Here is a 26,763-nt window from a genome sequence, read left to right as displayed (position 1 = left end):
TCACAACATTTTTAGTAAAGTTTTCAAGAATAAGGGCTGGCATTTGTGTTTTTATGTCGGTCCTTATTTTTAATCGTGCATTTAGTAAAATGTCGTAACTATTCAGAGCCAACACTATTCAAAGATGAAATTAGGGTGGCCTGAAATTGCATTTTTGATTGCTTCGTAAGCATTGTATCCCTGCTTATGTGCCGTACCAACGTAGGACATGATTTTCAGATAATCTCTGGCGCCTTCTTCAGTTCGGAAGCAGCCGGATACTTTGGTCTTAACCTTTATCATCCGAAGATCACGCTCTGCCTGGTTGTTATCAAACGGAACCATGAAGTTATGGATAAAAAGGCAGACCGAGGCCTTGTGATTCGCAAGGCGTTCTACCAAGGCAAGGATTTTTCCCTTTTTCTTCCGTCCACGTTTTTTCTCTGTGGTTTCCAGAAGAGGATTTTCTTTCCTTGCCAGTTCGAGGAGTTCATCATACTTCTTATCGAACTTATGATAGTGATAATAGCTCAGAGAGTCCTTGCCTTTCTCTATCGCTTTCTCTTTGACCTTTTTCATTTCCAGTAAAAGGTTTATAAACGCAGATGTCCATTTCTGGTCAGGATGATTTTCATTTATCCCTGTCAGCTCACGGAGTAGATGGGCACAGCAGACTGCATGCCGTATATCCAAGTAGTTCCAGTAGGAAGCCCAGCAGTCATGCATGGCAATCCCTCTGAATTCTGGGAGAACACCGCATTGCTCCATGCCTTCGGTCCCACGTTTGGGACTGATATCAAGATAGGTATATTCACAGTTTGAGGCATCATGAACCCACCAGAGCTTTTTATCCACTCTGGTTCCGGTTTCATCGAAATGTCCAAGTGAGGAACCGATCATCTTATCCTTTATCTTACCGACTGTTTCACTCAGGCTGTCAGCGCATCTTTTTACCATGCTGCTGATCGTTCCTGTTGCAATCGGAATGTTAAATACTCCGGAAAGAATCTCATGAGTGCGTTTGATGCTGACTGCACCCACGGTGTTTAATGCGACAGATAGTGCCTGCAGGTTTTCACCATATTGTACGGTTGCTTTTACATCAGAAGGGAATTCTCCTCTGCGGGTGTCCCCATGCAGCATACAGATTGGAAGTTCCAGTGCCTGATGTTCTGTTACATTGACTGTAACAACCGCATCAATCACATGGCGTTTTTCTGCGATGCATGCGGTGCCTTTACACATCTGATAGTGCGGACATCCTCCGCATGAGGATGGCATATGCCTGACGATTTCGTCCGGAGCTGTTATCACCGCCAGATGTGTTCCCTGGTGTCCGCTCTGCCCGCCAGCTTTTTTCCCGGATGGCTTCCGGAGACTCTTTGGGGCAGGCTTTTTAAAGCCATCGCTGGATGGCGGTTTGGAACTGTTTTTGGAATTCTTGTTAAGCTGTTCCTTCAGTTCCTGTATGGTCTGATTGAGTTGGGCAATCAACTGAGTCTGAGCAGCGATAGTTGTTGATAATGCTTCATTTTGTTGTAATAACTGTTTAATCAGTTCATCGTTTGTCAACCGGACCACCTTCTTCCGATAAAATTTGATACTTCTATTTTAACGGAAAATGAGCCAAAAAGCGAATCATATCGTTTTGGTGTACTGTCAAAATGACGGTGGATAACCAGAAAAAATCAGAGATTAACTGCCGATAACTCTCGGATAAAATTGACAAATAGTCCATTATTAGGCTGTGATCAAGGATTGATGATGCCATAATCCACAGGCCAAAAGCACTTGGCAGTTATATTGAAAAGTTATCCACTTTTCGTGATAAAGTAATGGTAAAACAGAAATTTTATTTTCTCTGTTTTGACCAAAAATCAATATGCACTAAACGGGGTGCTGAATAGTTACAAAATGTCAAAAAAGTGATAGTCAATATGTCGGAAAAATGATAGTTTTCCTCTGGATTTTTAATTAAAATGAACATAACAAAACTAAAGGGGGAAACCAAATGAAAAAGAAACTGGTTTGTATCATGTTAAGCGCAGCTTTGGCAGCGTCATCGGCTGTATCCGTAATGGCAGCAGAAACTACTGAGGCGCAGGGCAGTGTAGTAGTCAGCAAGACAGAGGGTGTGGTAGACACAGCGTATGGAAAGGTTCGCGGTTTTATTGATGAGGGTACGTACACATTCCGTGGTATTCCTTATGCAAAGGCAGAGAGATTCCAGATGCCGGAAGCTCCGGATGCATGGGACGACGTGCTGAACTGTCTCGTTTATGGACCGACTGCACCGATTACGAAAATGACGAGTCCGGATGGCGGAGATTTCCTGATTCCGCATCGTTACTGGGCGCAGAATGAAAACTGCCAGAATTTGAATATCTGGACACAGAGCGTTGATCCGGAGGCAAAAAAACCTGTTATGGTATGGTTCCATGGCGGCGGATTTACAAATGGTTCTGCGATTGAGGGTGTGGCATATGACGGAAAGAACCTGAGTGAGTATGGCGATGTGGTAGTCGTAACCGTGAATCATCGTCTGAACGTACTGGGTTACCTTGATCTGTCCCAGTATGGCGAGGAGTATAAATATTCAGGAAATGCAGGTATTGGAGATCTCGTGGCTTCCCTGAAATGGGTTCAGGAAAATATCGCGAATTTCGGTGGTGATCCGGAAAATGTAACAATCTTCGGACAGTCCGGTGGCGGACGTAAGGTAATGAGCATGATGATGACACCGGAGGCAGAAGGACTCTTTGACCGTGCGGTTGTTCAGAGTACCAACACCTCTTATCAGTCTCAGGAAGCAGCACAGCTTGTTGCAGCTTATACACTGGAGAATCTCGGACTGACCGGAGATCAGGTGGATCAGCTGAAGGATGTTCCGTATGATGCCCTGGATGCAGCGGCTTCAGAGGCACAGAAGAGAGTAAAAGATGAGCTTGGCACAGGCGGAAGCTGGGTGCCGGTAATTGATGGCGATTATCTTCCGGCAGCTCCTCTGGACGGCGGTCTGCAGGAGTGGACAAACGACGTTCCGCTTATGATCGGAAGTACATTTGGAGAGAGCAATTCGTTCTCTGAGGTGGACCCGAACGCTGTAAATAAAAATGACTGGACGGAGGAAGAAGTAAGCACCAAACTGGAAGAGAAATTTGGCGAGAAGGCAGAGAGCGTTCTGGAAGCATTCCGTCAGGCATGGCCGGAGAAAAAAGATGCAAATGCATACTATGTAGACGACAGCAAACGCCGTGCGGCATTCGAGGTTGTAAATACAAGAATTGAGGCTGGCGCTGATGCAAACTACATTTATCTGGTTTCCTACGAGCCGCCGATCGAGGGTGGTGTAAGCCTGTGGCATTGCGGTGAGATTCCGTTTATATTCCACAATCTGGATCTGCTCGGCGTGGGCGCTTCCTATGGCAATACGCCGGAAGCATACAAATTGCAGGATGAAATGTGCAGCGCATGGGTGAACTTTGCAAGAACTGGTGATCCGAACGGAGAAAATGTACCCGCATGGAGCGCCTATACAGCAGACAGCGAGGCAACTATGGTATTTGACACAGAGAGTGGCGAGCGAGTTTCCTTTGACAAAGAGCTTCAGGAAGCGATGCAGAAATAAAAAACAGAAGGCAGAGCCCGGGTGAGGGTATCTGCATGTATAATTGGCGGCTGCCGCGGAGGAAAATACTCCGCGGCCTGTCTGCGTTTGGTATTCAGAAAAAGGCTTCCTAGTCATCCCTTATTTTGTATATTTTAATCATGATTCTGTTTTTGAAATAGTGTTTCACAATTTCCTAAAAGGTTTTATAATTGAAATTAGGGAGGCGGTTGCATGGAAAAGAGGAAACTGGGCAAATGGTTTGTTGTGTTGGCGGCAGGAATCGTGCTTCTTGGTATGTTTCTGAGCAGAAAAACGCTGAGGGAAAGACAGAGGGAACAACAAAGCGCAGAACCTGTGAAATTGTCCTTTTATCTGCGAAAGAGAGAGACAATACATATTTTTGAAGACATCGTAGAGAAGTTTAATCAATCCCAGGATGAGGTTCAGGTTCACACTGTGGTCGTGCCGAATCCGGATGTAGATTTAAAGATGCGGGCGCTTAATGGAGAATTTCCGGATATTGTTGAGATGATTGCTTCTTCTGGCGAAAGTGTCCGGCAGTATGCGCAGGGAGGATATCTTGCAGCTCTGGATGATACGGGGCTTGTGGATCGGCTGATGGAAGGTTATGAGCCATATCTGACAGTAAACGGGGCTGTTTATATGATTCCGCTGTCAGTGAATTTTCGCGGGCTGTTTTTGAACTGTGATCTGATGGAAGAAGCCGGCTATGAGGTCCCGGAAAACTATGAAGAACTGCATGTGTTGCTGGAAAAAATCAAAGCCAGAGGGGAACCGGCCATGGTTTTTCCGGACAAGGATGTGTGGACGCTGCATCAGGGCTGGGATGCAGTCTATACGGTTGAGTGGGGAAGCAGGAAAGACGCTTACTGCATGGCTGCGAATGGAACACAGGGACTCTGTGAAAATGAAGGTTTTGGAAAATCGTTGGAAATGTATCTGGAACTGAGAAAGTATGGTCAGGAGCGTTCCTGGGAGACCGGATATGATGAAGCGGTCAGTGCGTTCGCGGGAGGGGATGCATGGATGTTTCTTCAGGGAAACTGGGCTTATTCTGCGATCAAAAAACAGAATCCGGATATTCGTCTGGTATTTATTCCGTTTCCGACTTTTAGCGGAGACGCGCCGCAGGTGTTTGTAAAACTGGATTCTGTCATTGCCTTATCTGCATCATGTGAGCACCCGGAGGCAGCGCAGGTTTTTCTGGAATATCTTCTGTCAGAGGATGTAATGAATGATTATACGGAAAAAACCGGAGCTTATTCCTGCATCAAGGGAGGAAATGGTGATCTGTCTTTTGCAAGGGAGTTTGTAGAGCGGCTGGAGAAAAAGGAGTTTGTGCTGGAGATGATGGCAGTACCGGACAGTGTGTATGAGGTAAGAGACCAGGGGCTTTTCCGGCTGATTCTCGGACAGGACAAAAATTATGGCATAAAAGAGTTTCTGAATGAGCTTGATGAAGCGATTGAGATGCGCAAAGAAGAGATTTTAGATGAAGTGAAATGGGAGCAGGCGCAATAACAAGATTCTAAACAGAGTAAAATAGGAGCAATCAAAATGAAAAAGAGACGGAAATTGTCATTTCGGATGCAGCTTACCGCCAGTTTGCTGGGATGCCTGTTTTTTTCTATTCTCATGATTGCAGTATGTCTGGCGCTAAATATAAGGGAGACAGAACGGAGCAATCGGGCACATATTGCCCGCCAGAATGAGCAGTGGGCGACGGAAGTAGATTTTATGCTGGCAGGGATCGACAAAATGCGCTTCCTTCATCTGGCTGACGATGAAGTGAACCGCATTGTCGCAGAGGGTGAAAATAAAAGTCAGGTGCAGGCGGTTTTCGATGAGCAGTATATGAGCCGGCTGCTGGCTGTACTGTGTACGACAAATTCTGATGTGCTTCGCATTACAGTAGTGACAGAGGCAGGTGTGATTTATGGAAATTATATCGAGGATTCCAAAGGCAGTGTGGCGCTGGCACAGCAACATCTGCTCTACGAAAAGAGAGACAGCAGAAGCAAAATGACAGTCACAGATGTCTATGAGGGGGCAATCAATCTTGTTCCGTATTCTTTGCTGACGTTTTGCTATCCGTTTTATGATATTGCGCATGGAGAAAGTCTGGGAACCATCTATATTGATATGAATTTCGGCGCAATGAGAGAGCGCTTTGATGCACTGGGGAATCAGGAGGGCTGGTCCAGATATGTGCTCAACAAGAATGGAGTGATTTATGCATCTGATCCCCGATTGGGCGATCGGATCGGGGATCAGGAGCAGGAAAAAATCAGAGAGCTGGCGCAAAATGGAGACGGAACCGGAAGGCTGGAAATTGACCGCCGGACGTATGTGATTCATGCACAGTATGTAGAAGCATTAGATTGGTATTTTATCCAGTGTGTGCAGCGAAGTTCCTTTATTTCCGAGGAGATGAGCAGGATTTATTTGCTTGCTTTCTGGGTGATTCTTCTGTTGTGCGGGGAAATAGGCGTCGGGACATTTTTGATGAAACGTATCAGCGCGCCGATAAAAGAACTGTCGCTGGTGATGAGCCAGGCGGCGACGAAAGAGAAACGGGAACTGCACCGCATGGAATCCCGCAGGGAGTATCCGGTAGAAGTACAGGAAATTACGCTTGGCTACAATGCGATGATTGAGCGGATTCAGGAAAATATCATCCGTGAATATGAAAATGAATTGAATCAGAAAAAGACCGAGCTTCAGATGTTGCAGTATCAGATCAATCCTCATTTTCTGTACAATACACTGAATATCATGAGTTCGATTGCGAGGCTGCATGAGATCCCGTATATTTCGGATATTTCAGAAAGTCTTTCGAGAATATTTTCATATAATGTAAAAGGCGGGCAGGTTGTGACGCTGCAACAGGAACTGGATAATCTGCAGAATTACATCCGGATTCAGATGATTCGATTTCCAGAGAAATTTGAGGTGTCATGCAGAATGGAGCCCGGCATGGAACACTGCCGAATTCTGAAGTTTCTGTTGCAGCCTTTGGTAGAAAATGCAATCGACCACGGAATTGCCGAAAAACGTAGAAAAGGCCTGATTGTGATTGGAGCAAGCAGAAACAGCGACGGCGAAGCAGTAATTGTGATCGAGGATAACGGGGCAGGAATCGCGGAGGAAGAACTGAAAAGACTTCAGAATATGCTAGATGAGGAAGCGGGAGTTGCAGCGGAAGATCATACAGGGGAAATTGGGATTCGGAATGTCCATATGCGTGTGCGGAATTATTACGGTACCTCATATGGAATTGTGCTGGAAAGCGAGCGGGATAACGGAACCAGGGTGAAAATTACATTGCCTATGATCAAAGAGGAAACGGTAAAAACAGAGATCATAAAAGAAAAGACAATAGAAAAAGAGATGAGAGCAGAGGAGGCGAGGACAGATGCTGAAGGTAATTGTGGCAGATGATGAATATTTTGCAAGAAAAGCACTTGTCAAAATGTTGGAAAATATGACGCTTCCGATTGAAATCTGCGGAGACTGTGAAAACGGACTGGATGTTGCGGAGCTTTTGAAAACGTGTTCGGCGGAGTTGGTCATTACCGATATTAAAATGCCGGAAATGGATGGGCTGAAACTGTCGGAGTACATAAAAACACAGGGACTCGATACAGATATTATCATTGAAACCGGCTATGCGGATTTCGGCTATGCCAGGACTGCCATACGGTATGGTGTGAAAGAATATCTGATGAAGCCTTTAAATGAAAAGGAACTGCGGGAAGCTATTCAGAATGTGATTCAGGAACGTTTGAAAAGGAGCGGCTTCTCGGGAACACCGGCGCGTAACCGGGAGCGCAGTCAGAAGCATGCGGATAAAGAAAATACAGCGATGATCGACGAGTTGCTTGATTATTTGGAACGAAATTATTTTGATGATATATCGCTGGACGAGCTGGCAAAGGAGAAGTATTTTGTTAGCAGCAGCTATCTGAGCCGCCTGTTTAAATCGTGCACAGGACAGAACTTTATGAAATATCTGATTGAGCTTCGGATGGAAAAAGCGAAAAACTTTCTGGAATACAGTGAGATGGACATCAGTGAGATTGCCGCATGTACCGGATACAATAATCCGTCACATTTTACACAGACCTTCCGGCGTTATTATGGTATGTCACCGAAAGAATACAGAAAGCGGCTGGAATTAGGATAAAAGAAAATATTACGCAAGCCTAATAGACAGAGTTTTTAAATGATGTTAGAATATACCAAGGAACCACAGAATTTCTGGTAAATAGTGATATGTATATAGAAAATGTGGTATCTCAAAAGAAGGAGGAAGATGGGATGAATAAAAAATTGCTCTCAGTGGTTGTCGGGGTTGTCATGGCAGCCTGGCCAGTGGCCGTACAGGCACAGACTACTTTGACGACGGTAGGTGCGGTGCCGGGTGCAAGGTGGGTTCATGGGACGACGCTTTTAAGTGTGGAAGGGCGAGAAGGCTATGGTCTTATGACAGTAGATGGTAAAATGCTGACTGCAGAGGTTTACGACAGCAGCATGGAGTACTACAATGGCTATATCGTTGCCAGACCGATATCGGAAGATTTGAATTGTACAGGCCTGCTTGGTCTGAACGATTTAAGCGGAGCCGCTGTAATGCCTTTCCAGTATGGGGAAGTGAAGGTATTAAGCAGCCATTGGGCGCTCGGGATTGTGTTGGAGAAATCAACCGCAAGCCAGTATGATTATCAGAGTTTGATTGGAGATAATTATTACCTGATTAAGAACGTGGATGTGTATTATATCGAGAATGGCAAGGGCAGCAATCTGGCCACGCTTACGAGGGATCAGTATATGGATGCACGCGCAAGTGAGACATACATTAATATCGAGGACCGTACCACGAATACGGTGACGCGGTATGATGCACAGTTCCAGGCAGTGGAAACAGAGGTGAAATATGTTTACGAGCTGCCGCCAGATCCGGACGATCTGGTTACGTATCGGGAAAACGGACAGTATGGTGTAAAGGATGGGCTGGACAATATTGTTATGGAGCCGGCCTTCCAGAGTATTTATGATTATAATGGTGCGTATGCAGTTGTTTCGACCGGCGAGAAAAAGGGACTGATTGATGCACAAGGGCAGGTAGTTATTCCAGCAGAATACGACGATATCAAGCGCAGCTATTATACGCCGGAGGGTACCAGCGACTATAATGCAAACGGTTATTTTGCAGTGGTTGCGGACGGTAAAATAGGTTTTGTGGATGAAACAGGAGCAGTGACCTGTGAACCGAAATATTCAGAAAACGCGGCGGAGATCATGGGAGCATCGGCACTTCTGACAGATCTGGAAGGCAATCAGCTGCTGATTGCGGCAGATGGCGTGGAAACCCGGTTGGAAGGGTATGACAGGGTCCGGGCGTGTGATTATGGGTCCGGTATGTATTATGAGGTGCAAGATGCGGATTATAATGAGGGATTGATCGACTGGCATGGAAAGGAATTGCTGCCATGCGAGTATGCCGATCTTGCATTTTCCGGTGACGGTCAATATGTCCTGGCGCGTTCGCGGGATGATTACAGTACCTGCGTTATTTATCGAGTTACCTACGAAAAGGATAACCCTGAAAAAATTCCGGAAGTGGAACTTGTAGACGAAGGAATGGAAGCGATAGAGTCTGAAACGGAAACCATATTTGAATTAGAGCCTGAGTCAGAAGCCGAGACAGTGTCCGGAGCGGAAAACGAATCAGAAGCCGAGACAATGTCCGGGGCGGAGACCGAAACAGAAACAGAGGCGATACCTGGAGTGGATACTGAGACAGAAGCAGAGACGATGTCTGGAACGGAAGCTGTGACAGAAGGAACAGATCTTGGCGCAGGTGATACGTCGGCTGTTGTTGCTTTGCTTGACGGAGCGATTAGTCTTCTCGACGGAGACGCAGCGGCAAACAGTGTTTCAATTCAAACGCTTCTGGGGAATGCCAAAGGGCTTCTTGGAGAAGGACAGGAAGCAGTGGAGAGCATTCTGGACAGTGCGGTTGCGATGCTTCAGAATGAAGGGGTTGATGCGCAGAGCGTGAAAACACTGCTGGAGAGCGCAAAGACTTTATTGTAACAGAATACGGAAAATTCCAGAGGTGCTGCAGAATTACAGTTGTGATCTGCGGCGCCTCTTTGCAGTGTTTACATTGAAAAATTTCTGTGATAATATAGCTTGTGAAGAAGCAGGCTTTTTGCCTGGGAGTAAACAGAGACTGAGGATAAGAAAATGGGAAACCGGAGAAAATACGAAGAAGAGGATTACAGACGGAATGGACCGAAAGCTCCGACACGGAAAACGGCCGGGAACGGCCAGCGCAAACGTAAGAATGCACCACCGGGCAGGCAGGGACGCGCAGAAGCTTTCGGACAGGCACCGCGGCGGCCGGGAAGAGTATTCACATTGTCAAACATTTTGGTAGCAATTGTGGGGTTCTTTTTTATTTTGAGTCTTTCGGTGGTGCTGGTTTTGAATCTGCGGACGATTTACTATTTTGATATCCGTTCGCAGCAGCTGGAACGGCAGACCGGACTTTCGGAAGAGCAAATCCGGGAGAATTACGATGCTTTGATTGATTACAATTTAATTACAAAACGGGTAAAAACGCTGGAATTTCCTGATTTTCCAATGTCAGAATATGGAAAAATTCATTTTGCAGAGGTAAAGCGCATTTTTGTTTTTTTTCAGTATTTGTGTGTGTTCTCCGGTATCATTATGCTGGTGTCCTTGTTTAAGAAACTGCCAAAGAAGGATTATGGAAGCCTGAAGCTGATGTCTATTCTGACAGCTGTCGTACCGGTTGTTCTGGGGGTACTGGCGGCAACGAACTGGAATGCATTTTTTATCAGGTTCCATGAGCTATTTTTTGATAATAATTACTGGATTTTTGATCCGAATACTGATCCGGTTATCCGGATTCTTCCGGATGTTTTTTTCTTCCACTGTGCGGCTGTTATTCTGTTATTTCTGGCAGTTGGCTGCATTTTGTCCGGAGCATTCTACCGGCTTGCGACGAGAAAGTATCGCCGGGCACATTATTAGTGGGAACTGCACGTAAGGGACAAAAATACGGTCCTCGGGTGCTCATAGCAAGGAGGTTTATATGAAGTTAGAAAAGATTCCGCAGTATGAACTTATAAAACAGGAACGTTTGGAAGATATCAAGTCGGACGGCTATCTTCTGCATCACAGAAAGAGCGGCGCCAGAGTTCTGGTGCTTGAAAACGACGATGAAAATAAGGTGTTTGATATTGCATTTCGCACGACGCCGGATGACAGTACGGGAGTTGCGCATATTCTGGAGCACAGTGTGCTGTGCGGAAGCAGGCTGTTTCCAGCTAAGGACCCGTTTGTGGAGCTGGTAAAGGGCTCGCTGAATACATTCCTCAATGCGATGACATATCCAGATAAAACGATGTACCCGGTGGCGAGCTGTAATGATAAGGATTTCTGCAATCTGATGCATGTATATCTGGACGCTGTTTTTTATCCAAATATATATAAGAAGGAAGAGATTTTCAGACAGGAGGGCTGGAGCTATCAGCTTGAGTCGGAAGCAGAGGAACTGATTTATAATGGTGTTGTTTACAATGAGATGAAAGGAGTGTATTCTTCACCGGAGGAGATTTTGGATGGTGAGGCGATGCATGCGCTGTTTCCGGATACGACGTACGGTGTGGATTCCGGCGGGGACCCGGAGCATATTCCGGAGCTAGAATATGAGAAGTTTCTGGATTTTCACAGAAGATATTATCATCCTTCAAACAGCTATATTTATTTATATGGAAACATGGACGCGCAGGAGCGGCTGGCGTGGCTGGATGCGGAATACCTGAGTCATTTTGACTACAGCCCGGTGGATTCTGCGGTAAAGCCGCAGTTGCCATTTGACAAGATGCGGACGGTAACACGGAAGTATTCCGTATCAGAATCAGATGAACTGTCAGACAGCACGTATCTGTCGTATCATGCAGTGGTTGGGACGAGCCTTGATGTGGATCTTACGAATGCGTTTGCAGTGCTGGAGTATGCGCTGCTGTCTGCGCCTGGAGCTGTGCTCAAGCAGGCGCTACTGGATGCAGGGATTGGCAACGACATAATGAGTTCTTACGAGAGCGGGATTTATCAGCCGTTTTTCAGTATTATCGCAAAGAATGCAAATTCAGAAGATGCCAGTCGGTTTATGGAAGTCATCCGGAATACGTTACAGGATGTATGCGAACACGGGTTAAATCAGAAAGCGCTTTTCGCCGGCATTAATACCATGGAATTTCGGGCTCGCGAAGCGGATTATGGCAGCTATCCGAAGGGGCTCATATATGGAATTGATGTGTTTGACAGCTGGCTTTATGATGAGAAAAGACCTTTTGATTATCTGAAGCTTGACGTTTATGACCGCCTGAAGGAAAGGGTAGGAACCGGTTGGTTTGAAGAGCTGGTGCAAACGTATCTGCTTGAAAATACGCATGCGGCACTCGTGATTCTGGAGCCTGAGCGTGGTCTGACTGCAAAAAAGGAAGAGGAGGCAGCGGCCAAGCTGCAGGCGTACCGAAAGTCGCTTACCGATGCAGAATTACAGGAGATTATTGAAAAAACTGCGAAGCTTCGTGCATTTCAGGAGACACCCTCCACACCGGAGGAGCTTGCCCAGATACCGATGCTGACACGCCAGGATATTGGAAGGGAAGCAGCAGGGTTCCAGAATACGGAATATACCTGGGAGGGGACAACAATTCTCCATCACAATGTGTTTACAAATGGGATTGCTTATCTGGATCTGCTTTTTGATATCAGCCGCGTTGCTGCTGAGGATATTCCGTATCTTGGCATTTTAAAGGCTGTGCTTGGTATGGTAAATACGGAACATTACACATATCAGGATTTGAACAATGAGATCAATATGTATACAGGAGGGATTTCAGCCGGGCTGAATGTTTATCCTGTTTTGGGAACAGACGGTGAAATACGGGTATTTGCAGGAATCCGTTCAAGGGTTCTTTATGACAGGTTGCCGTATGCATTTGAGATGTCGGAAGAAATATTGCTGCATTCTTCCCTGGAGGATGACCGGAGGCTGTATGAAATTGTGGCAAAGCTGAAATCCCGTCTTTCGATGCAGCTTTCTTCAAGCGGTCATGCGACGGCGGCAGGCAGAGTGTTGTCCTATCTTTCTCAGCTGAATGCATTTCAGGATGCGATTTCAGGTATTGGCTTTTACCAGCTCATCGAAGATCTGGAAGCAAATTTTGAAGAAAAGAAACAGAGAATGAAAGACAAGCTGCGTCTTTTGGTGCAGGAGCTTTTTCACAGAGAAGGATTGTTTGTCAGCATAACTTCGGATGAGGAGGGGCTTGCACTTCTTCGGAAGCCCTTTACTGCATTTGTGGAACGGTTGCCGCATGCGGAATATGAGAAAAAGGAAAACAGGCTTGGACTGACAAAGAAAAACGAAGGCTTTATGACGCCGGGACAGGTACAGTACGTGGCGCGTGGGGGGGATTTTGCAAAGGCAGGTTTTGACTATACCGGTACGCTGCGGATTGTGAAGGTGCTCATGAGTTATGATTATCTGTGGACGAATGTCCGGGTTAAAGGCGGGGCATACGGATGCATGTGTTCGTTTGGGCGCACCGGCGCGTCCTATTTCGTATCTTACCGTGATCCGAATCTTCGTGCAACCAACGAGGTATATGAGAAGGTGCCGCAGTACCTGGAACAGTTTGAGGCAGATGAGCACGAAATGACAAAATATATTATCGGAACAGTGAGTGAGCTGGATACGCCGCTTACGCCTGCAGCGAAGGGGCGCAGGTCTTTGAATGCATACTTCAGCAAGATTGCATTTGCGGATGTCCAAAGGGAGCGGGATGAAATTCTGGATGCAACGCCGGAACAGATTCGTGCGCTTGCTCCGCTTGTGCGGTCTATTTTGGAGGAGGCGGCGATCTGTGTGATCGGGAATGAGGAAAAAATCAAAGCAGAGAGGGACCTGTTCTCTGAGATAAAAATGCTGACAGGAAAATGTGTGCAGCCATACATGAATGAGGGATAAAATGGAAAATGCAAAATTCAAATCCGGATTTGTGACGCTGATCGGACGTCCGAATGTGGGAAAATCTACACTGATGAATCATCTGATCGGGCAGAAGATCGCGATCACCTCAAACAAACCGCAGACGACGCGCAACCGGATACAGACCGTGTATACGTCAAAAGAAGGACAGATAGTATTCCTTGACACACCCGGTATTCACAAAGCGAAAAACAAGCTGGGTGAATACATGGTAAACGTCGCGGAGCGTACCTTAAAGGAAGTAGACGTGGTGCTCTGGCTGGTGGAACCAACGGATTTTATCGGGAAGGGTGAGCAGCATATCGCACAACAGCTGAAGAAGGCGAATGTTCCGGTTATTTTGATAATGAATAAGATTGATACGGTGGATAAGAGCCGGATTGAAGGATTTCTGGATGGTTATCGAAAACTGTTTGAGCAGTCGGAGGACAGCCGCCGTTCTTATGGGTTTGCAGATATGATACCGGTGTGTGCCCTGCGCGGTGTCGGTGTGGAACGGGTGCTTGATGCTATTTTCCGGTATCTGCCGTATGGTCCGAAGTATTACGATGACGATACGGTGACAGATCAGCCGCAGCGTCAGATTGCCGCAGAGCTGATCAGAGAGAAAGCACTGCGTTGTCTGGAAGAAGAAATTCCGCATGGCATTGCAGTTTCGATTGAACGGATGCAGGAGCGACTGGACGGTAGCATTATGGATATTGAGGCGACTATCATCTGTGAGAGGGAGTCACATAAGGGCATTGTGATCGGAAAGGGTGGCGCGATGCTGCGCAGGATTGGCTCGCAGGCCCGTCATGAGATTGAAAAAATGCTGGAAATGCAGGTGAATCTGCAGCTGTGGGTCAAGGTAAAAAAAGACTGGCGCGACAGTGATTATATGATCAAAAACTTTGGATATGATAAGAAAGAATTATGAGTGATCCATTACACGTAACCGGAATGGTACTGACTGCCGTACCGTCCGGTGAATATGACCGGAGAATTGTCCTTTTGACCAGAGAGCGGGGGAAAATCACAGCTTTTGCGCGCGGCGCGCGGCGTACAAACAGCCCGCTTCTGGCTGCGGCAAATCCATTTGCGTTTGGAACCTTTACTGTTTATGAAGGAAGAAACGCCTATACGCTGGTGCGCGCTGAGGTATCAAATTATTTCACAGAGGTAAAGGAAAATTTTGAGGCTGCGTGTTACGGGTGTTATTTTATGGAGGTGGCAGAGTATTACACACGGGAAAACCTGGATGGTTCCGCTGTGCTGAATCTATTGTATGCAACCCTGCGTGCGCTGACGAAAAAGGTGCCTGATAATGAGCTGATACGCTGTATTTTTGAGATGAAGGCAATGGTATTAAACGGAGAATACCCATATGATGTTGTACAGAATCCCTCCCTTTCTGAGTCGGCGCGATATGCGCTGGCGTTTGTCCTTCAGGCTCCGCTCCAGAAGTTATATACTTTTACATTGGCGCCGGAGGTTTTTTCAGAATTTCGAGGGGTGCAGGATCGTTTGAATGCAATGCAGATTGACCGGAGTTTTAAGTCATTAAAAATACTGCGGGCAATGGTGGATGGGATTGCATGAATTGTATGACAAAGGACTTGAAACCAGGCTGGTTTGCATGTATAATGAATGGGATTTGTTAGGAGGAGCTACTACAGTGTTTGGGAGAAAATTACCGATAGCGGCAGTGATGGCGGCAGGTGTGATGCTGCTTGGGGGTTGCGAATCGCTTGGGCAGAAACCATGGACGCCACAGCAGGCGGCGGCCGTGTCCTTGGATGAGGACGGAAAGATCACAGAAATTATTCAGGAAACGCTGGGTGCAGCGTATTATGATGCGGCGGAGCTTCAAAATATGGTTACGTCTGAAGTGGCGGATTATAATGCGAAGCACGGTGCGGACACCATTAAGGTGATATCGTTTGAGGCTGCGGACGGTAAGGTCACACTGAAAATGGAGTATGCTTCAGCCGGAGATTATGCGGAGTTCAACAATACAGAGTTCTATTATGGCTCTATGATTAATGCGCAGCTCTCAGGATATCTGTTTGATGTCTCGTACAAGAGAGTGAGCGACGGCGTTGTGCAGGGCGGGCCGGTGTCCGGTACCCAGGTAATCAAGGGAATGGATAAGCAGGTTCTTGTTTTGCGGGCTCCGATGGAGGTGCAGGTACCGGGGGAAATCCTGTATACCAGTACGAATGCAGATGTACTTTCTGCGAATGTGGTCAATGCAACAGGGCAGCAGGAGGAAGCGGAGGACGAGGGCCTTGTACTTCCTTCCAATGCAGTATATAAGGCAAAGGACAAGGCAACCTTTGCGGAGACGGCTGCAGCTAACCGGGTTTATATTGTGTTCGATCTGGAATAGTATGGTAAGTGAGAGAAGGTCAGGGCAGAGAACAGACTGTACCGGACGTTCCTGAAAAGATAGACCATGGAAAAGGCAGTGGAGGAGAGAATTATGGAAAAGACAATGGAAAAAATTGTGGCGCTTGCGAAAGGCAGAGGCTTCGTGTATCCGGGTTCTGAGATATACGGTGGCCTTGCAAATACCTGGGATTACGGAAATCTCGGAGTTGAACTCAAGAACAATGTAAAAAAAGCATGGTGGCAGAAGTTTATCACAGAGAATCCATACAATGTTGGTGTGGACTGTGCGATTTTGATGAATCCGCAGACCTGGGTGGCATCCGGCCATCTCGGTGGTTTTGCAGATCCGCTGATGGACTGTAAAGAGTGCCATGAGCGTTTCCGTGCAGATAAGGTGATTGAGGATTACTGTGCGGAAAAAGATATGACGCTGCCGAAGCCGATCGACGCTTTTTCTCAGGAAGAGATGAAGAATTTTATCGAAGAGAACAATGTTCCGTGTCCGACCTGCGGAAAGCACAATTTTACAGATATCCGTCAGTTCAATCTGATGTTTAAAACCTTCCAGGGTGTAACCGAGGATGCAAAAAATACCGTATATCTCCGTCCGGAGACCGCACAGGGTATTTTTGTGAATTTTAAAAATGTACAGCGAACCTCCAGAAAGAAACTTCCGTTTGGTATCGGCCAGATCGGAAAGTCTTTCCGTAATGAAATTACACCGGGCAATTTTACATTCCGTACAAGAGAATTTGAGCAGATGGAGCTTGAGTTTTTCTGTGTTCCGGGAACGGATCTTGACTGGTTCCAGTACTGGAGAGGTTTCTGCTTTGACTGGCTGAAAAAGCTGGGTATGAGCGAGGATGAACTGCGGTTGCGCGATCATGATCCGGAAGAGCTTTGCTTCTACAGCAAGGGTACGACAGACATTGAGTTCCTGTTCCCGTTTGGCTGGGGAGAGTTGTGGGGCATTGCAGACCGTACTGACTATGACCTGACGCAGCATCAGAATGTGTCCGGTGAGGATATGTCCTATTTTGATGACGAGAAAAAGGAAAAATATATTCCATATGTGATCGAGCCGTCGCTCGGTGCAGACCGTGTTGTTCTTGCATTTTTATGCAGTGCATATGATGAGGAAGAGCTTGAGGGCGGAGATATGCGTACCGTACTTCATTTCCACCCGGCGCTTGCACCGGTAAAGGTAGGTGTGCTCCCGCTTTCCAAGAAGCTGAACGAGGGTGCTGAGAAGGTTTATGCCATGCTTTCCAAGTATTACAATTGTGAATTTGATGACAGAGGTAACATCGGAAAGCGTTACAGAAGACAGGATGAGATTGGTACGCCGTTCTGCGTGACTTATGATTTCGATTCAGAGGAAGACGGTGCAGTGACCGTACGCGACCGCGATACTATGGCGCAGGAGCGCGTGAAGATCGAAGATCTGAAGGCATATTTTGAGAAGAAATTCGAGTGGTAATTTCCTGTTTAGTCTTGCGGGTATCATGAAATTTTGATATAATCCGCTAGGATATAGTTATGGCCAGTAATTGACAGCTGCGGCATGTTGCGGCAGCTGTGGTTACCAATATTTAGGAGGATGAAAAAATGAGTGAATTAAAAGGTGCAATGATCATTGGACAGTCCGGTGGACCTTCCTCAGTAATCAATGCCAGCTGCTATGGCGCGATCAAGGCTGGTCTTGATTCTGACGTGATCACGAAAGTGTATGGTGCAGCAAATGGTATCGTTGGTGTGCTCACGGACAAGCTTTATGTAATGGATGAGGAAGATCCGGAAGAGCTTGCTATCATGAGATACACACCGTCATCCGCACTGGGTTCCTGCCGTTATAAAATTGCAGATCCGGATGTAGATGATACGGATTACAAGAAAATCCTTGAGATTTTCAAGAAGTATGATGTACGTTATTTCTTCTACAATGGTGGAAATGATTCCATGGATACCTGTAACAAGATTTCCAAATATATGAACAAGGTTGGTTATGAGTGCCGCGTGATGGGTATTCCGAAGACGATTGACAATGACCTCTTTGGTACCGACCACTGTCCGGGATTTGCATCTGCAGCAAAGTATATCGCTACTTCTATGGTAGAGGTATATCAGGATGCACACGTTTATGACAAAGGACAGGTTACGATCGTGGAGATTATGGGACGTCATGCAGGATGGCTTGCAGGCGCTGCTTCTCTGGCTCGCGTTACCGGCTACGGTCCGGACCTGATCTACCTTCCGGAGGTAGACTTCAATCAGGAAGAGTTCCTTGAGGATGTTGAGAGACTCTGGAATGAGAACCACAACGTTCTGGTTGCAGTATCTGAGGGTATTCATTATGCAGACGGTACTTTTGTATCCGAAGCAAAGACTTCTGCTACTGATGGATTTGGACATGCACAGCTTGGTGGACTGGCTGCGAAGCTTGGCGATGTTGTTAAGACAGCAATTCCGGGTGTAAAGGTTCGTCCGATCGAGCTTTCTCTGCTTCAGAGATGTGCAGAGCACTGTGCATCCCAGACAGACTCTGAGGAATCTTTCATGGCTGGACAGACAGCTGTAAAAGAAGCAGTTGCAGGCGTTACAGACAAGATGGTAGGCTTCAAATGTACACGTGATGAGAACGGTTACAAGTGTGAAGCAGATCTTCTGGAGCTATCTTCTGTAGCAAATTACGAGAAGAAGGTTCCGGTGGAATGGATCAATGAGCGTGGCAACAATGTGACAGATGCATACATCGAGTACGCACTTCCGCTGATCCAGGGTGAAATCCAGATGAAGAAAGAAAATTCTCTTCCGAGATTTGTACATCTGAAGAAAGTTGTTGCGAAATAAGCAGGCTTTGAAATATGACTTTGGCAGATGCTGAAGAAAGCTGTTTTCAGGCACAGGGATGAAATTCCTGTGCCTGATTCATTGTGTCATAGTAAAGGCTCTCCTATGGTTTTTATTTTATCATAGAAGAGCCTTTTGGTGGTTATTTTACAGAAAAAGTTTCACATTCTCTAGTGTTGTGATACCATCTGCAAATTTTTCCTTCATATACTTAGTTACTGTACATTTGCGTTGTAGATCACTTCACCGGTTTCCACATTACGTGAGTAATGCTCGAAGAAATCCCAAACCATTCCTGCGTACTGCGGGTACAGGCAGTGAACGATGCTGTCAATATACTGGAAGCCGACCATTGGTACATCGTTCTCATCTAAGAAGTACCAATAGTGGTTTGTGTACTCATCGTTCATTACATAAGAGCCCATTACGTCTGCGGTAAAACCTACCATCGGATATTTCTCAAAGTCTGGATTCTCCGGCAGGGCTTCCATCTTGTTCAGCTGCTTGAAGCTGCTTACCAGATTGTAGAAATCCGGAACGATGTCATGAGTCACTGAATCTACGTTAAATCCCATGTCGTACTCAGAAGTAGAGATACAGATCGGCAGACGTACATTGTCAAATGCTGTAAGCTCTTCCTCTGTCGGGCCGGCATTCATGATACCAGCCTGCGGATAAGCAGCTGCGAACAGGCCAGGATCGCCGTACATAGTTTCGCAGGTACCAAGGCTGCCCATGGAGTAGCCATTTACATATACGCGGGAAGCATCCAGCGCAGGGTATTTTTCAAGCATAAGGCGAACCAGAGCCGGGAATGCCTGTTTCAATGCAGCGCGTCCATCTTCGGAGAAGTTGTTCATGCTGGAATATTCCGGAGCAACAATAGCGATACGCTCTTTACCGGCTACCACCAGCCATCCCTGGCCGTCTACATACTGACGCGGATCGTCGCCGCCGCCATGTACACACAGCAAAAGCGGAACTGAGCCGGCAGGTGCAGTGTTGTTTTTAACCTCTTCCGGCAGGTACTCAAACCAAGTTTGAACGTATTCACCCTCAGCGTTGGTGAACTCACTCAGTTCTTCACTCTTCGTCGTGATTTCATAGATACCATCAGCTGTTACACCATTGATCAACGCGTTACGCTCAGACAGAGAATATGGTGCGCAGTCATTGCCATAGCCCTGATATGGAGTAGAAGCGGAATTGAGGCCGCTTTTCAGTTCCTGGCCGCGGACAGCCTTCACGAACAGACCATAATATGCTTTGTTGATAAGCTCGTTGGCCGGAGCGTCGCTCGTCATGGAAACAACCCTACGTACAGGATATTCCTGGTTGTACCACTCAACCGAGTCAGCTGTGATATGCTGAGCCTTTGCGCCGTTGGCTTCACAGTATTTGGCAATAATGTCTTCGTTGCTATTTACAAGGCAAACCGGTACACTGTCTGCAACAGTACTAATGCGTTCCATATCGCCGTTAATCAGCAGCATACCAGCAATACGGCTCACATAATCCTGTGTTCCGGCAACATAGTTGTTCAAGAAGGTAGCACCTCCGTCAATACCGATTACATAGTAGAAACCAAAGCCGCCGTAGTAGGAAGCATCTACATAGCTTACATCTTCTCCGTCCTTTGTGCCCGCTGCATTGATTGCGAACATGGCGGTCTGCAATGCATAATAATTCTTCTGATCAGCAGCCGTAAAGCCTGCTTCCGGATCAGACGGTGTCACCAAGATCACGCTACCGCGCGCCTGATCGATGATGTCAATAACACCCAGCTCCTTCAGGTATGCCTGAGCTTCATCCTTGGAAGCAAAACTCTTGTCTGAATACACTACGATATTGGTATTCAAGCGAACAGCTGCATTGATGCCGTACATATCAGCGCTGCGGTAAACATAAGTCGTGTCGCCCGGGAATGCATCCATTACCGGATGAGCTACATAGGTCTTGCTGGCAAAAGGCTGCAGTGCCGCAGGCGCATTGGCACGAGCTTCCGTTATAGTTTCAAAGGTCGGCTCATTGCCAAGGGTAGCCTTGTAATCCAGAGCCAGGGCGCTGCTCGGCGCACAGGCCGTCAGCATAACGGTAAGAGCCAACATTTTACAAAGATCTTTTTTCATTATACTTCCTCCTTTATTTTAATGATCTCTTGAAACCTTGTTGAAAATCTTCGTAAATATTATCCTGATTCCAATTCGGATAATATTTACTTGTCAATGTCCAACGCCAGAGTTTCGCTGGTCTGATCAATCAAAATTCCGAGAGATCATTGTTTAGTGCGCATATTTTATCACCAAAATCACAATAAAAATACGGAAAATAATTAGTATTTTGTATGTTTTTTTAATAATTATAACTGTAACATTTTAAAAGTTTATTTTTTTTGGATAAAATATAATTTTTTTTGATTTTTCAAACCGCAGTTAGCTAAAAACCTTTTCATACAGTCTTTCAGAATCATTTGGAGCCATATATTCACAACAACTGTAGAAGCGCACTGTATTATAAAAGGTTCTTATATATTTGAAAAAGAGGCAGTAGACAAGCGTGTAATCCTGTATTCGGAAAAGTTCATCTTTTTAAAGCGATACAAAGAAAAAGACGTCAGCCTTTTCTGAGCTGTTTTTTTCTGTTTTGTGACAATTTTTGGCCTGTCCATCGTTGAAACTGACAAAGTTTTCACAAAAAAGATGATTGTTTTTGAAAATATGCATAAAATTGACGAGTATTTCCTTGACTGGAACAGGAAATATGTTACAATTAAAGACAGATGAGCGGCTGCATGTGTTCTGCAGTCGGATTCAGCAATTACTATAGTAGGAGGAAGTTGAAACATGACAAAATGGGTTTATATGTTTACAGAGGGTAATGCAGACATGCGCAACCTTCTGGGCGGCAAGGGAGCGAATCTCGCAGAGATGACGAATCTCGGGCTTCCGGTACCGCAGGGCTTCACGATTACAACAGAAGCTTGTACCCAGTATTATGAGGATGGCAGACAGATTAATGATGAGATCATGGCACAGATCATGGAAGCGATCGAGAAGATGGAAAGCATCACCGGAAAGAAATTTGGTGATAAAGAAAATCCGCTTCTCGTTTCTGTTCGTTCCGGAGCAAGAGCATCCATGCCTGGTATGATGGATACTATTCTGAATCTGGGCCTGAACGAGGATGTAGTGGAAGTGCTCTCAGCAAAATCAGGCAACCCGCGGTGGGCATGGGACTGCTACAGAAGATTTATCCAGATGTTCTCCGATGTAGTTATGGAAGTAGGCAAGAAATATTTTGAAGAGCTGATTGACAAAATGAAAGCGCAAAAAGGCGTGACGCAGGATGTGGAGTTGACAGCAGAGGATCTCAAGGAGCTGGCAAACCAGTTTAAGGCTGAGTACAAAGAGAAGATCGGCGATGATTTTCCGACAGATCCGAAGGTACAGCTGATGGAGGCAATCAAGGCTGTATTCCGTTCCTGGGACAACCCGCGTGCAAACGTTTACCGTCGTGACAACGATATCCCGTATTCCTGGGGTACTGCTGTAAACGTTCAGATGATGGCATTTGGAAATATGGGCGATACGTCCGGTACAGGCGTTGCATTTACACGTGATCCGGCGACCGGTGAAAAGCACCTGATGGGTGAATTTCTTCTGAATGCACAGGGCGAGGATGTGGTGGCAGGTGTCCGCACACCGCAGAAGATCGCACATTTGAAAGAGGTTATGCCAGAGGTTTATGACCAGTTTATTACGATTTGTAATACTCTGGAAGATCATTACAGAGATATGCAGGACATGGAGTTCACGATTGAGGACAAGCATCTGTATATGTTGCAGACACGTAACGGCAAGAGAACGGCTCAGGCCGCGCTGAAGATTGCCTGTGATTTGGTTGATGAGGGCATGATTACAGAAGAGAAAGCTGTTGCCATGATCGACCCACGTAATCTCGACACGCTGCTTCATCCGCAGTTTGATACGGAAGCACTGAAGGCAGCGGTTCCGATGGGTAAGGCGCTTGGCGCATCACCGGGAGCTGCATGCGGAAAGGTTGTGTTCACGGCTGAGGATGCGAAAGACTGGGCTGCAAGAGGCGAGAAGGTAGTTCTCGTTCGTCTGGAGACCTCTCCGGAGGACATCGAAGGAATGAAGAGCGCACAGGGTATCCTGACGGTTCGCGGCGGTATGACAAGCCATGCAGCAGTTGTAGCGCGTGGTATGGGTAAATGCTGTGTATCCGGTTGCGGTGAGATCGTGATGGATGAGGCAAACAAGAAATTCACGCTCGGCGGTAAGGAATTCCATGAGGGAGACTGCATTTCGATTGATGGTTCCACCGGAAATATCTATGATGGCATTATCCCGACCGTAGACGCTTCGATTGCAGGTGAGTTTGGCCGTATTATGGCATGGGCGGACAAATATAGAACACTGGGTGTCCGCACGAATGCAGATACACCGCAGGATGCGAAGAAGGCACGTGAACTGGGCGCAGAGGGAATCGGCCTTTGCCGTACAGAGCATATGTTCTTTGAGGGCAACAGAATTGCGGCATTCCGCGAAATGATCTGTTCTGAGACAGTAGAAGAAAGAGAAGCAGCCCTGGAGAAGATTCTTCCGGAGCAGCAGAGTGATTTTGAAGCTCTGTATGAAGCACTGGAAGGACATCCGGTTACGATCCGTTTCCTGGACCCGCCTCTCCATGAGTTCGTTCCGACCGAGGAAGCTGATATTGAGAAGCTTGCATCCGCACAGGGCAAGAGCGTTGACGTCATCAAGGCGATCATTGATTCTCTGCATGAGTTCAACCCGATGATGGGTCACCGTGGATGCCGTCTGGCAGTTACGTATCCGGAAATCGCAGCCATGCAGACAAAGGCTGTGATCCGTGCAGCGATCAACGTACAGAAGGCTCATCCGGACTGGAACGTATGCCCGGAGATCATGATTCCGCTTGTTGGCGATAACAAGGAGCTGAAATATGTAAAGAAGACGGTTGTTGAGACAGCAGACGCAGAGATCGCAGCTGCAGGCGCCACGTTGAAGTACCAGGTAGGTACTATGATCGAGATTCCGCGTGCGGCACTGACAGCAGACGAGATTGCAAAAGAGGCTGATTTCTTCTGCTTCGGTACAAACGACCTGACGCAGATGTGCTACGGCTTCTCACGTGACGATGCAGGGAAGTTCCTGAATGCATATTATGATGCGAAAATCTTTGAGAACGACCCGTTTGCAAAACTTGACCAGACAGGTGTCGGAAAGCTGATGGAGACAGCAATCGCACTTGGAAAACCAGCTAATCCGAACCTTCATGTAGGTATCTGCGGCGAGCACGGCGGTGATCCGTCATCCGTAGAGTTCTGCCACAAGCTTGGTCTGGACTATGTATCCTGCTCACCGTTCCGCGTACCGATCGCGAGACTGGCAGCGGCACAGGCGGCTATCTTAGAAAAAATCAATGGGAAGATTTGACCGTTGATGTTTATATCTAAATAATCATAAGCGTATCATTAGAAATAGTGGTACGCTTATTTTTTTGACCTAATTTGCAGCTTTGAACATTCTGCCATTCGTCTATATAATGAAGTCAAAAAAGGATGGTGGGCTTTATGAGAGAAAAGAAAAATCATTTGTATGTGGTGTTGTGATAAACTAAAGTTGTAACGGAAGTGGCTAATAAGATATAATTCAACTATAAAGAAAAGAGGTACTTATTATGCCACAGAATTACACTCCTGAATTTAAAAAAAAGATTGTCCGCCTCCGGCTGGAAGAGGGAAGAACGATCAAAAGCATCACCACGGAATACAGCATTTCCAAAGAAACCATCCGACGCTGGTGTAATGAGTTGAAAGAAGAATGCCCGACAAGCCCCGATACGAAAACAGAATATGCTAACATGAAAGAGAGGCTTAAGCTAAAAAGAGAAAATGAGGAACTTCGAAAGAAGATCCTTTTCTTAAAAAAAGCAGCGGCATTCTTCGCAAAGGAAATCGATTAGAGGCTTATCGGTTTATGGAACAGCATAACAGAGAATTCGGCGTCCGCAGGCTGCTGAGACGGCGTGTCAGGATACCGGACTATGGCTGTCTATCTGGCACGCAGCGGATGTCATTACAGCGCAGCTACCGTGCAAAAATACATGAATACGGAAAAGAGACTGTATTTCCTCGTCCGTCCGAAGAGACCGGGTTATCGGCGTGGGAAACCGCACAAAGTCTTTGAAAACAAGCTCGGGCAGGAATTTCGTGCAGAACAGGCAAATCAGGGAAGGTCTGATCCTTCACAGTGATCATGGTTCCCAGTATACATCAAAAGCGTTTGTAGAATTCTGCGAATCCGTCCATGTAATCCAGAGTATGAGCAGAGCAGGGCTACCGTACACCTTATCAGGCGGGATATGCCTCATAAATATAAAAATAAATTTTTTAGCCATAAGCGTTACAAAAATGCTTGACCACTACAACCACAACAGTCAACGCCTGCGTGGACAATATTTAGCGCATCTGGGAGGAACACGCCGACACAAAAGCGGCACAACTCGTCTTTTGTGATTTATTGACGCCTACCAATAAAAAGATAATAGAAACGCAGGAAGTCAGAGAAAATGCTTTTTCCAATAGAAAAGTACAGGATAATTTTAGAGATGGGCTGCCGTATCCTTATACGAAACAAGACGGGGTGGACTTTATTTCTGCTATGCTGTCTGCGGATGAAAATGAAACATTTGCTTTTGCCATAACTGCAGATGGACGGGTGGTGGGAAGTATCGGTGTTTTCCGCCAGGGGAATATCCACAGGCGGACAGCCGAGTTGGGATATTATATTGCGGAAGGATACTGGGGAAAAGGAATCATGACAGAGGCTGTAAAACAGGTCTGCGAATGTGTTTTTGAGAAAAGTGATATTCTCCGCATTTATGCAGAGCCATTTGCGTATAATATGGCATCTTGTCGTGTCCTGGAAAAAGCAGGTTTTCAGTATGAGGGGACGTTAAGAAATAATGCAGTAAAAAACGGGAAAGTGATCTATACGCGATTGCGTCTGGATTGGAATTTTGGAATAAACTTTTGTTGTGGATGTTTGACGTAGATTCAATTTATTGGAATGCGGTATGGTTATTCTTTGTATTGCTTGGTGGGTTTAGCTTTCTATTAGGAATGAAACGATTAAAGCGGAGAAAGGGATGATCCTGGCTATATGGAGGCGATTTTATGGAAAAAGTAATTTTATATGTTCATGGAAAAAATGGAAGTTATATGGAAGGTGAACAGTACAAGAAAAATTGTATGGGCTTTGATATGGTTGGGATAGACTACCAGGATGATGTCCCGTGGGTTGTGCAGGATCAGATCCGGGCGGCATACGATAAAGCCTGTGAAAGATACAACCATATTTATATCATTGCGAATAGTATAGGCGCTTACTTTGCAATGCACGCATTACAGAATTGTGATATTGAGAAGGCTTTCTTTATATCGCCTGTACTTGATATGGAAAGGCTTATACTGGATATGATGAGGTGGGCGGATGTATCGGAGAGGGAACTGTGCGAAAAGGAGGAAATTATTACTGATTTTGGAGAAAAGCTATCATGGACATATTTATGTTTCGTCAGGGATAATCCAATAACATGGAATATTCCTACGGAGATTTTATATGCAGGAAACGATGCTCTTATATCCCGTCAGACAGTGGACATGTTTGTCAGTAGTCATCATGCGGCTCTTACCGTGATGGAAAATGGGGAGCATTGGTTTCATACAGATGAACAGCTTGCCTTTTTAGATGGCTGGATGAAAAGGGTAATATGTTAAAATGAT

20 protein-coding genes are annotated in these 26,763 nt (G+C 46.2%); 18 read left to right on the top strand and 2 right to left on the bottom strand.

Features of this window, described 5'->3' with window-relative positions; translation table 11 throughout:
* Nucleotides 1–114: 114 nt before the first annotated feature.
* A complete protein-coding gene (tnpC, locus tag AC6I2O_RS12435; protein ID WP_497741574.1) occupies nucleotides 115–1,551 on the bottom strand; it encodes an IS66 family transposase in 1,437 nt (478 codons plus the stop codon).
* A 439-nt stretch (nucleotides 1,552–1,990) separates the two neighbouring features.
* Between tnpC and AC6I2O_RS12430 the strand changes: the two genes are divergently transcribed.
* The 12 genes from AC6I2O_RS12430 (at nucleotide 1,991) to AC6I2O_RS12375 (ending at nucleotide 18,929) form a co-directional block, all read left to right on the top strand.
* Entirely contained in the window at nucleotides 1,991–3,607 is a 1,617-nt protein-coding gene (locus AC6I2O_RS12430; protein ID WP_497742803.1) for a carboxylesterase/lipase family protein, read from the top strand.
* A gap of 213 nt (nucleotides 3,608–3,820) precedes the next feature.
* The gene (locus tag AC6I2O_RS12425; RefSeq protein WP_497742802.1) at nucleotides 3,821–5,131 is read left to right on the top strand and encodes an ABC transporter substrate-binding protein; all 1,311 of its coding nucleotides are present in this window, start codon (nucleotides 3,821–3,823) and stop codon (nucleotides 5,129–5,131) included.
* Between the two features lie 36 nt (nucleotides 5,132–5,167).
* A complete protein-coding gene (locus tag AC6I2O_RS12420; protein WP_497742801.1) occupies nucleotides 5,168–7,051 on the top strand; it encodes a cache domain-containing sensor histidine kinase in 1,884 nt (627 codons plus the stop codon).
* Nucleotides 7,026–7,796 (top strand): response regulator transcription factor, encoded by a 771-nt coding sequence (locus AC6I2O_RS12415; protein WP_120391791.1) that lies wholly within the window; start codon nucleotides 7,026–7,028, stop codon nucleotides 7,794–7,796. Before AC6I2O_RS12420 ends, AC6I2O_RS12415 begins: the two co-directional genes overlap by 26 nt.
* Nucleotides 7,797–7,930: 134 nt before the next feature.
* On the top strand, nucleotides 7,931–9,709 hold the full coding sequence (locus AC6I2O_RS12410; RefSeq protein ID WP_497742800.1) for a WG repeat-containing protein: 1,779 nt from the start codon (nucleotides 7,931–7,933) through the stop codon (nucleotides 9,707–9,709).
* Between the two features lie 153 nt (nucleotides 9,710–9,862).
* Nucleotides 9,863–10,675 (top strand): TIGR01906 family membrane protein, encoded by an 813-nt coding sequence (locus AC6I2O_RS12405; RefSeq protein ID WP_497742799.1) that lies wholly within the window; start codon nucleotides 9,863–9,865, stop codon nucleotides 10,673–10,675.
* Between the two features lie 61 nt (nucleotides 10,676–10,736).
* Nucleotides 10,737–13,685, top strand: coding sequence for an insulinase family protein (locus tag AC6I2O_RS12400; protein WP_497742798.1), 2,949 nt, complete (start codon nucleotides 10,737–10,739; stop codon nucleotides 13,683–13,685).
* Between the two features lies 1 nt (nucleotide 13,686).
* The gene (gene era, locus AC6I2O_RS12395; protein WP_497742797.1) at nucleotides 13,687–14,625 is read left to right on the top strand and encodes a GTPase Era; all 939 of its coding nucleotides are present in this window, start codon (nucleotides 13,687–13,689) and stop codon (nucleotides 14,623–14,625) included.
* Nucleotides 14,622–15,287 carry a DNA repair protein RecO gene (recO, locus tag AC6I2O_RS12390; protein WP_497742796.1) on the top strand — a complete coding sequence of 222 codons (666 nt, stop codon included), beginning with the start codon at nucleotides 14,622–14,624 and terminating at the stop codon, nucleotides 15,285–15,287. The genes era and recO overlap by 4 nt, the downstream gene beginning before the upstream one ends.
* Complete coding sequence (locus AC6I2O_RS12385; RefSeq protein WP_497742795.1) at nucleotides 15,274–16,077, top strand: hypothetical protein; 804 nt, start codon at nucleotides 15,274–15,276, stop codon at nucleotides 16,075–16,077. The genes recO and AC6I2O_RS12385 overlap by 14 nt, the downstream gene beginning before the upstream one ends.
* A gap of 93 nt (nucleotides 16,078–16,170) precedes the next feature.
* The gene (locus AC6I2O_RS12380) at nucleotides 16,171–17,559 is read left to right on the top strand and encodes a glycine--tRNA ligase (RefSeq protein ID WP_120391986.1); all 1,389 of its coding nucleotides are present in this window, start codon (nucleotides 16,171–16,173) and stop codon (nucleotides 17,557–17,559) included.
* Nucleotides 17,560–17,687: 128 nt separating this feature from the next.
* A complete protein-coding gene (locus tag AC6I2O_RS12375) occupies nucleotides 17,688–18,929 on the top strand; it encodes a 6-phosphofructokinase (protein WP_120391784.1) in 1,242 nt (413 codons plus the stop codon).
* 215 nt (nucleotides 18,930–19,144) lie between these two features.
* Here AC6I2O_RS12375 and AC6I2O_RS12370 read toward each other — a convergent pair whose 3' ends face one another.
* On the bottom strand, nucleotides 19,145–21,058 hold the full coding sequence (locus AC6I2O_RS12370; RefSeq protein WP_120391783.1) for an alpha/beta hydrolase family protein: 1,914 nt from the start codon (nucleotides 21,056–21,058) through the stop codon (nucleotides 19,145–19,147).
* 714 nt (nucleotides 21,059–21,772) lie between these two features.
* Between AC6I2O_RS12370 and ppdK the strand changes: the two genes are divergently transcribed.
* The 6 genes from ppdK (at nucleotide 21,773) to AC6I2O_RS12340 (ending at nucleotide 26,757) form a co-directional block, all read left to right on the top strand.
* A complete protein-coding gene (ppdK, locus tag AC6I2O_RS12365) occupies nucleotides 21,773–24,412 on the top strand; it encodes a pyruvate, phosphate dikinase (RefSeq protein WP_497742794.1) in 2,640 nt (879 codons plus the stop codon).
* A gap of 244 nt (nucleotides 24,413–24,656) precedes the next feature.
* Complete coding sequence (locus tag AC6I2O_RS12360; protein ID WP_497742793.1) at nucleotides 24,657–24,941, top strand: transposase; 285 nt, start codon at nucleotides 24,657–24,659, stop codon at nucleotides 24,939–24,941.
* Nucleotides 24,942–25,022: 81 nt separating this feature from the next.
* Nucleotides 25,023–25,232 (top strand): hypothetical protein, encoded by a 210-nt coding sequence (locus AC6I2O_RS12355; RefSeq protein WP_497742988.1) that lies wholly within the window; start codon nucleotides 25,023–25,025, stop codon nucleotides 25,230–25,232.
* Nucleotides 25,141–25,494, top strand: coding sequence for a DDE-type integrase/transposase/recombinase (locus tag AC6I2O_RS12350; protein ID WP_497742792.1), 354 nt, complete (start codon nucleotides 25,141–25,143; stop codon nucleotides 25,492–25,494). The genes AC6I2O_RS12355 and AC6I2O_RS12350 overlap by 92 nt, the downstream gene beginning before the upstream one ends.
* Before the next feature lie 4 nt (nucleotides 25,495–25,498).
* On the top strand, nucleotides 25,499–26,032 hold the full coding sequence (locus tag AC6I2O_RS12345; RefSeq protein ID WP_497742791.1) for a GNAT family N-acetyltransferase: 534 nt from the start codon (nucleotides 25,499–25,501) through the stop codon (nucleotides 26,030–26,032).
* 122 nt (nucleotides 26,033–26,154) lie between these two features.
* Nucleotides 26,155–26,757: an alpha/beta hydrolase gene (locus AC6I2O_RS12340; RefSeq protein ID WP_497742790.1), complete on the top strand. Its 603-nt coding sequence runs from the start codon at nucleotides 26,155–26,157 to the stop codon at nucleotides 26,755–26,757.
* Nucleotides 26,758–26,763: the final 6 nt, after the last annotated feature.

The sequence above is a fragment of the Blautia sp. St.27G3 genome (genome assembly GCF_059728505.1).
The sequence above is the reverse complement of the archived record's forward strand: the minus strand, read 5'-3'. Positions and strand labels throughout refer to the sequence as shown.

What these genes read in the sequence shown, in the direction of transcription:
- AC6I2O_RS12380 (WP_120391986.1), top strand. Translation starts at nt 16,171, where the DNA reads ATGGAAAAGACAATGGAAAAAATTGTGGCGCTTGCGAAAGGCAGAGGC.
- AC6I2O_RS12410 (WP_497742800.1), top strand. Translation starts at nt 7,931, where the DNA reads ATGAATAAAAAATTGCTCTCAGTGGTTGTCGGGGTTGTCATGGCAGCC.
- AC6I2O_RS12385 (WP_497742795.1), top strand. Translation starts at nt 15,274, where the DNA reads ATGGGATTGCATGAATTGTATGACAAAGGACTTGAAACCAGGCTGGTT.
- era (WP_497742797.1), top strand. Translation starts at nt 13,687, where the DNA reads ATGGAAAATGCAAAATTCAAATCCGGATTTGTGACGCTGATCGGACGT.
- AC6I2O_RS12370 (WP_120391783.1), bottom strand. Translation starts at nt 21,058, where the DNA reads ATGAAAAAAGATCTTTGTAAAATGTTGGCTCTTACCGTTATGCTGACG.
- AC6I2O_RS12375 (WP_120391784.1), top strand. Translation starts at nt 17,688, where the DNA reads ATGAGTGAATTAAAAGGTGCAATGATCATTGGACAGTCCGGTGGACCT.
- AC6I2O_RS12420 (WP_497742801.1), top strand. Translation starts at nt 5,168, where the DNA reads ATGAAAAAGAGACGGAAATTGTCATTTCGGATGCAGCTTACCGCCAGT.
- AC6I2O_RS12425 (WP_497742802.1), top strand. Translation starts at nt 3,821, where the DNA reads ATGGAAAAGAGGAAACTGGGCAAATGGTTTGTTGTGTTGGCGGCAGGA.
- AC6I2O_RS12355 (WP_497742988.1), top strand. Translation starts at nt 25,023, where the DNA reads ATGGCTGTCTATCTGGCACGCAGCGGATGTCATTACAGCGCAGCTACC.
- ppdK (WP_497742794.1), top strand. Translation starts at nt 21,773, where the DNA reads ATGACAAAATGGGTTTATATGTTTACAGAGGGTAATGCAGACATGCGC.
- AC6I2O_RS12430 (WP_497742803.1), top strand. Translation starts at nt 1,991, where the DNA reads ATGAAAAAGAAACTGGTTTGTATCATGTTAAGCGCAGCTTTGGCAGCG.
- AC6I2O_RS12340 (WP_497742790.1), top strand. Translation starts at nt 26,155, where the DNA reads ATGGAAAAAGTAATTTTATATGTTCATGGAAAAAATGGAAGTTATATG.
- AC6I2O_RS12415 (WP_120391791.1), top strand. Translation starts at nt 7,026, where the DNA reads ATGCTGAAGGTAATTGTGGCAGATGATGAATATTTTGCAAGAAAAGCA.
- recO (WP_497742796.1), top strand. Translation starts at nt 14,622, where the DNA reads ATGAGTGATCCATTACACGTAACCGGAATGGTACTGACTGCCGTACCG.
- AC6I2O_RS12400 (WP_497742798.1), top strand. Translation starts at nt 10,737, where the DNA reads ATGAAGTTAGAAAAGATTCCGCAGTATGAACTTATAAAACAGGAACGT.
- AC6I2O_RS12360 (WP_497742793.1), top strand. Translation starts at nt 24,657, where the DNA reads ATGCCACAGAATTACACTCCTGAATTTAAAAAAAAGATTGTCCGCCTC.
- AC6I2O_RS12405 (WP_497742799.1), top strand. Translation starts at nt 9,863, where the DNA reads ATGGGAAACCGGAGAAAATACGAAGAAGAGGATTACAGACGGAATGGA.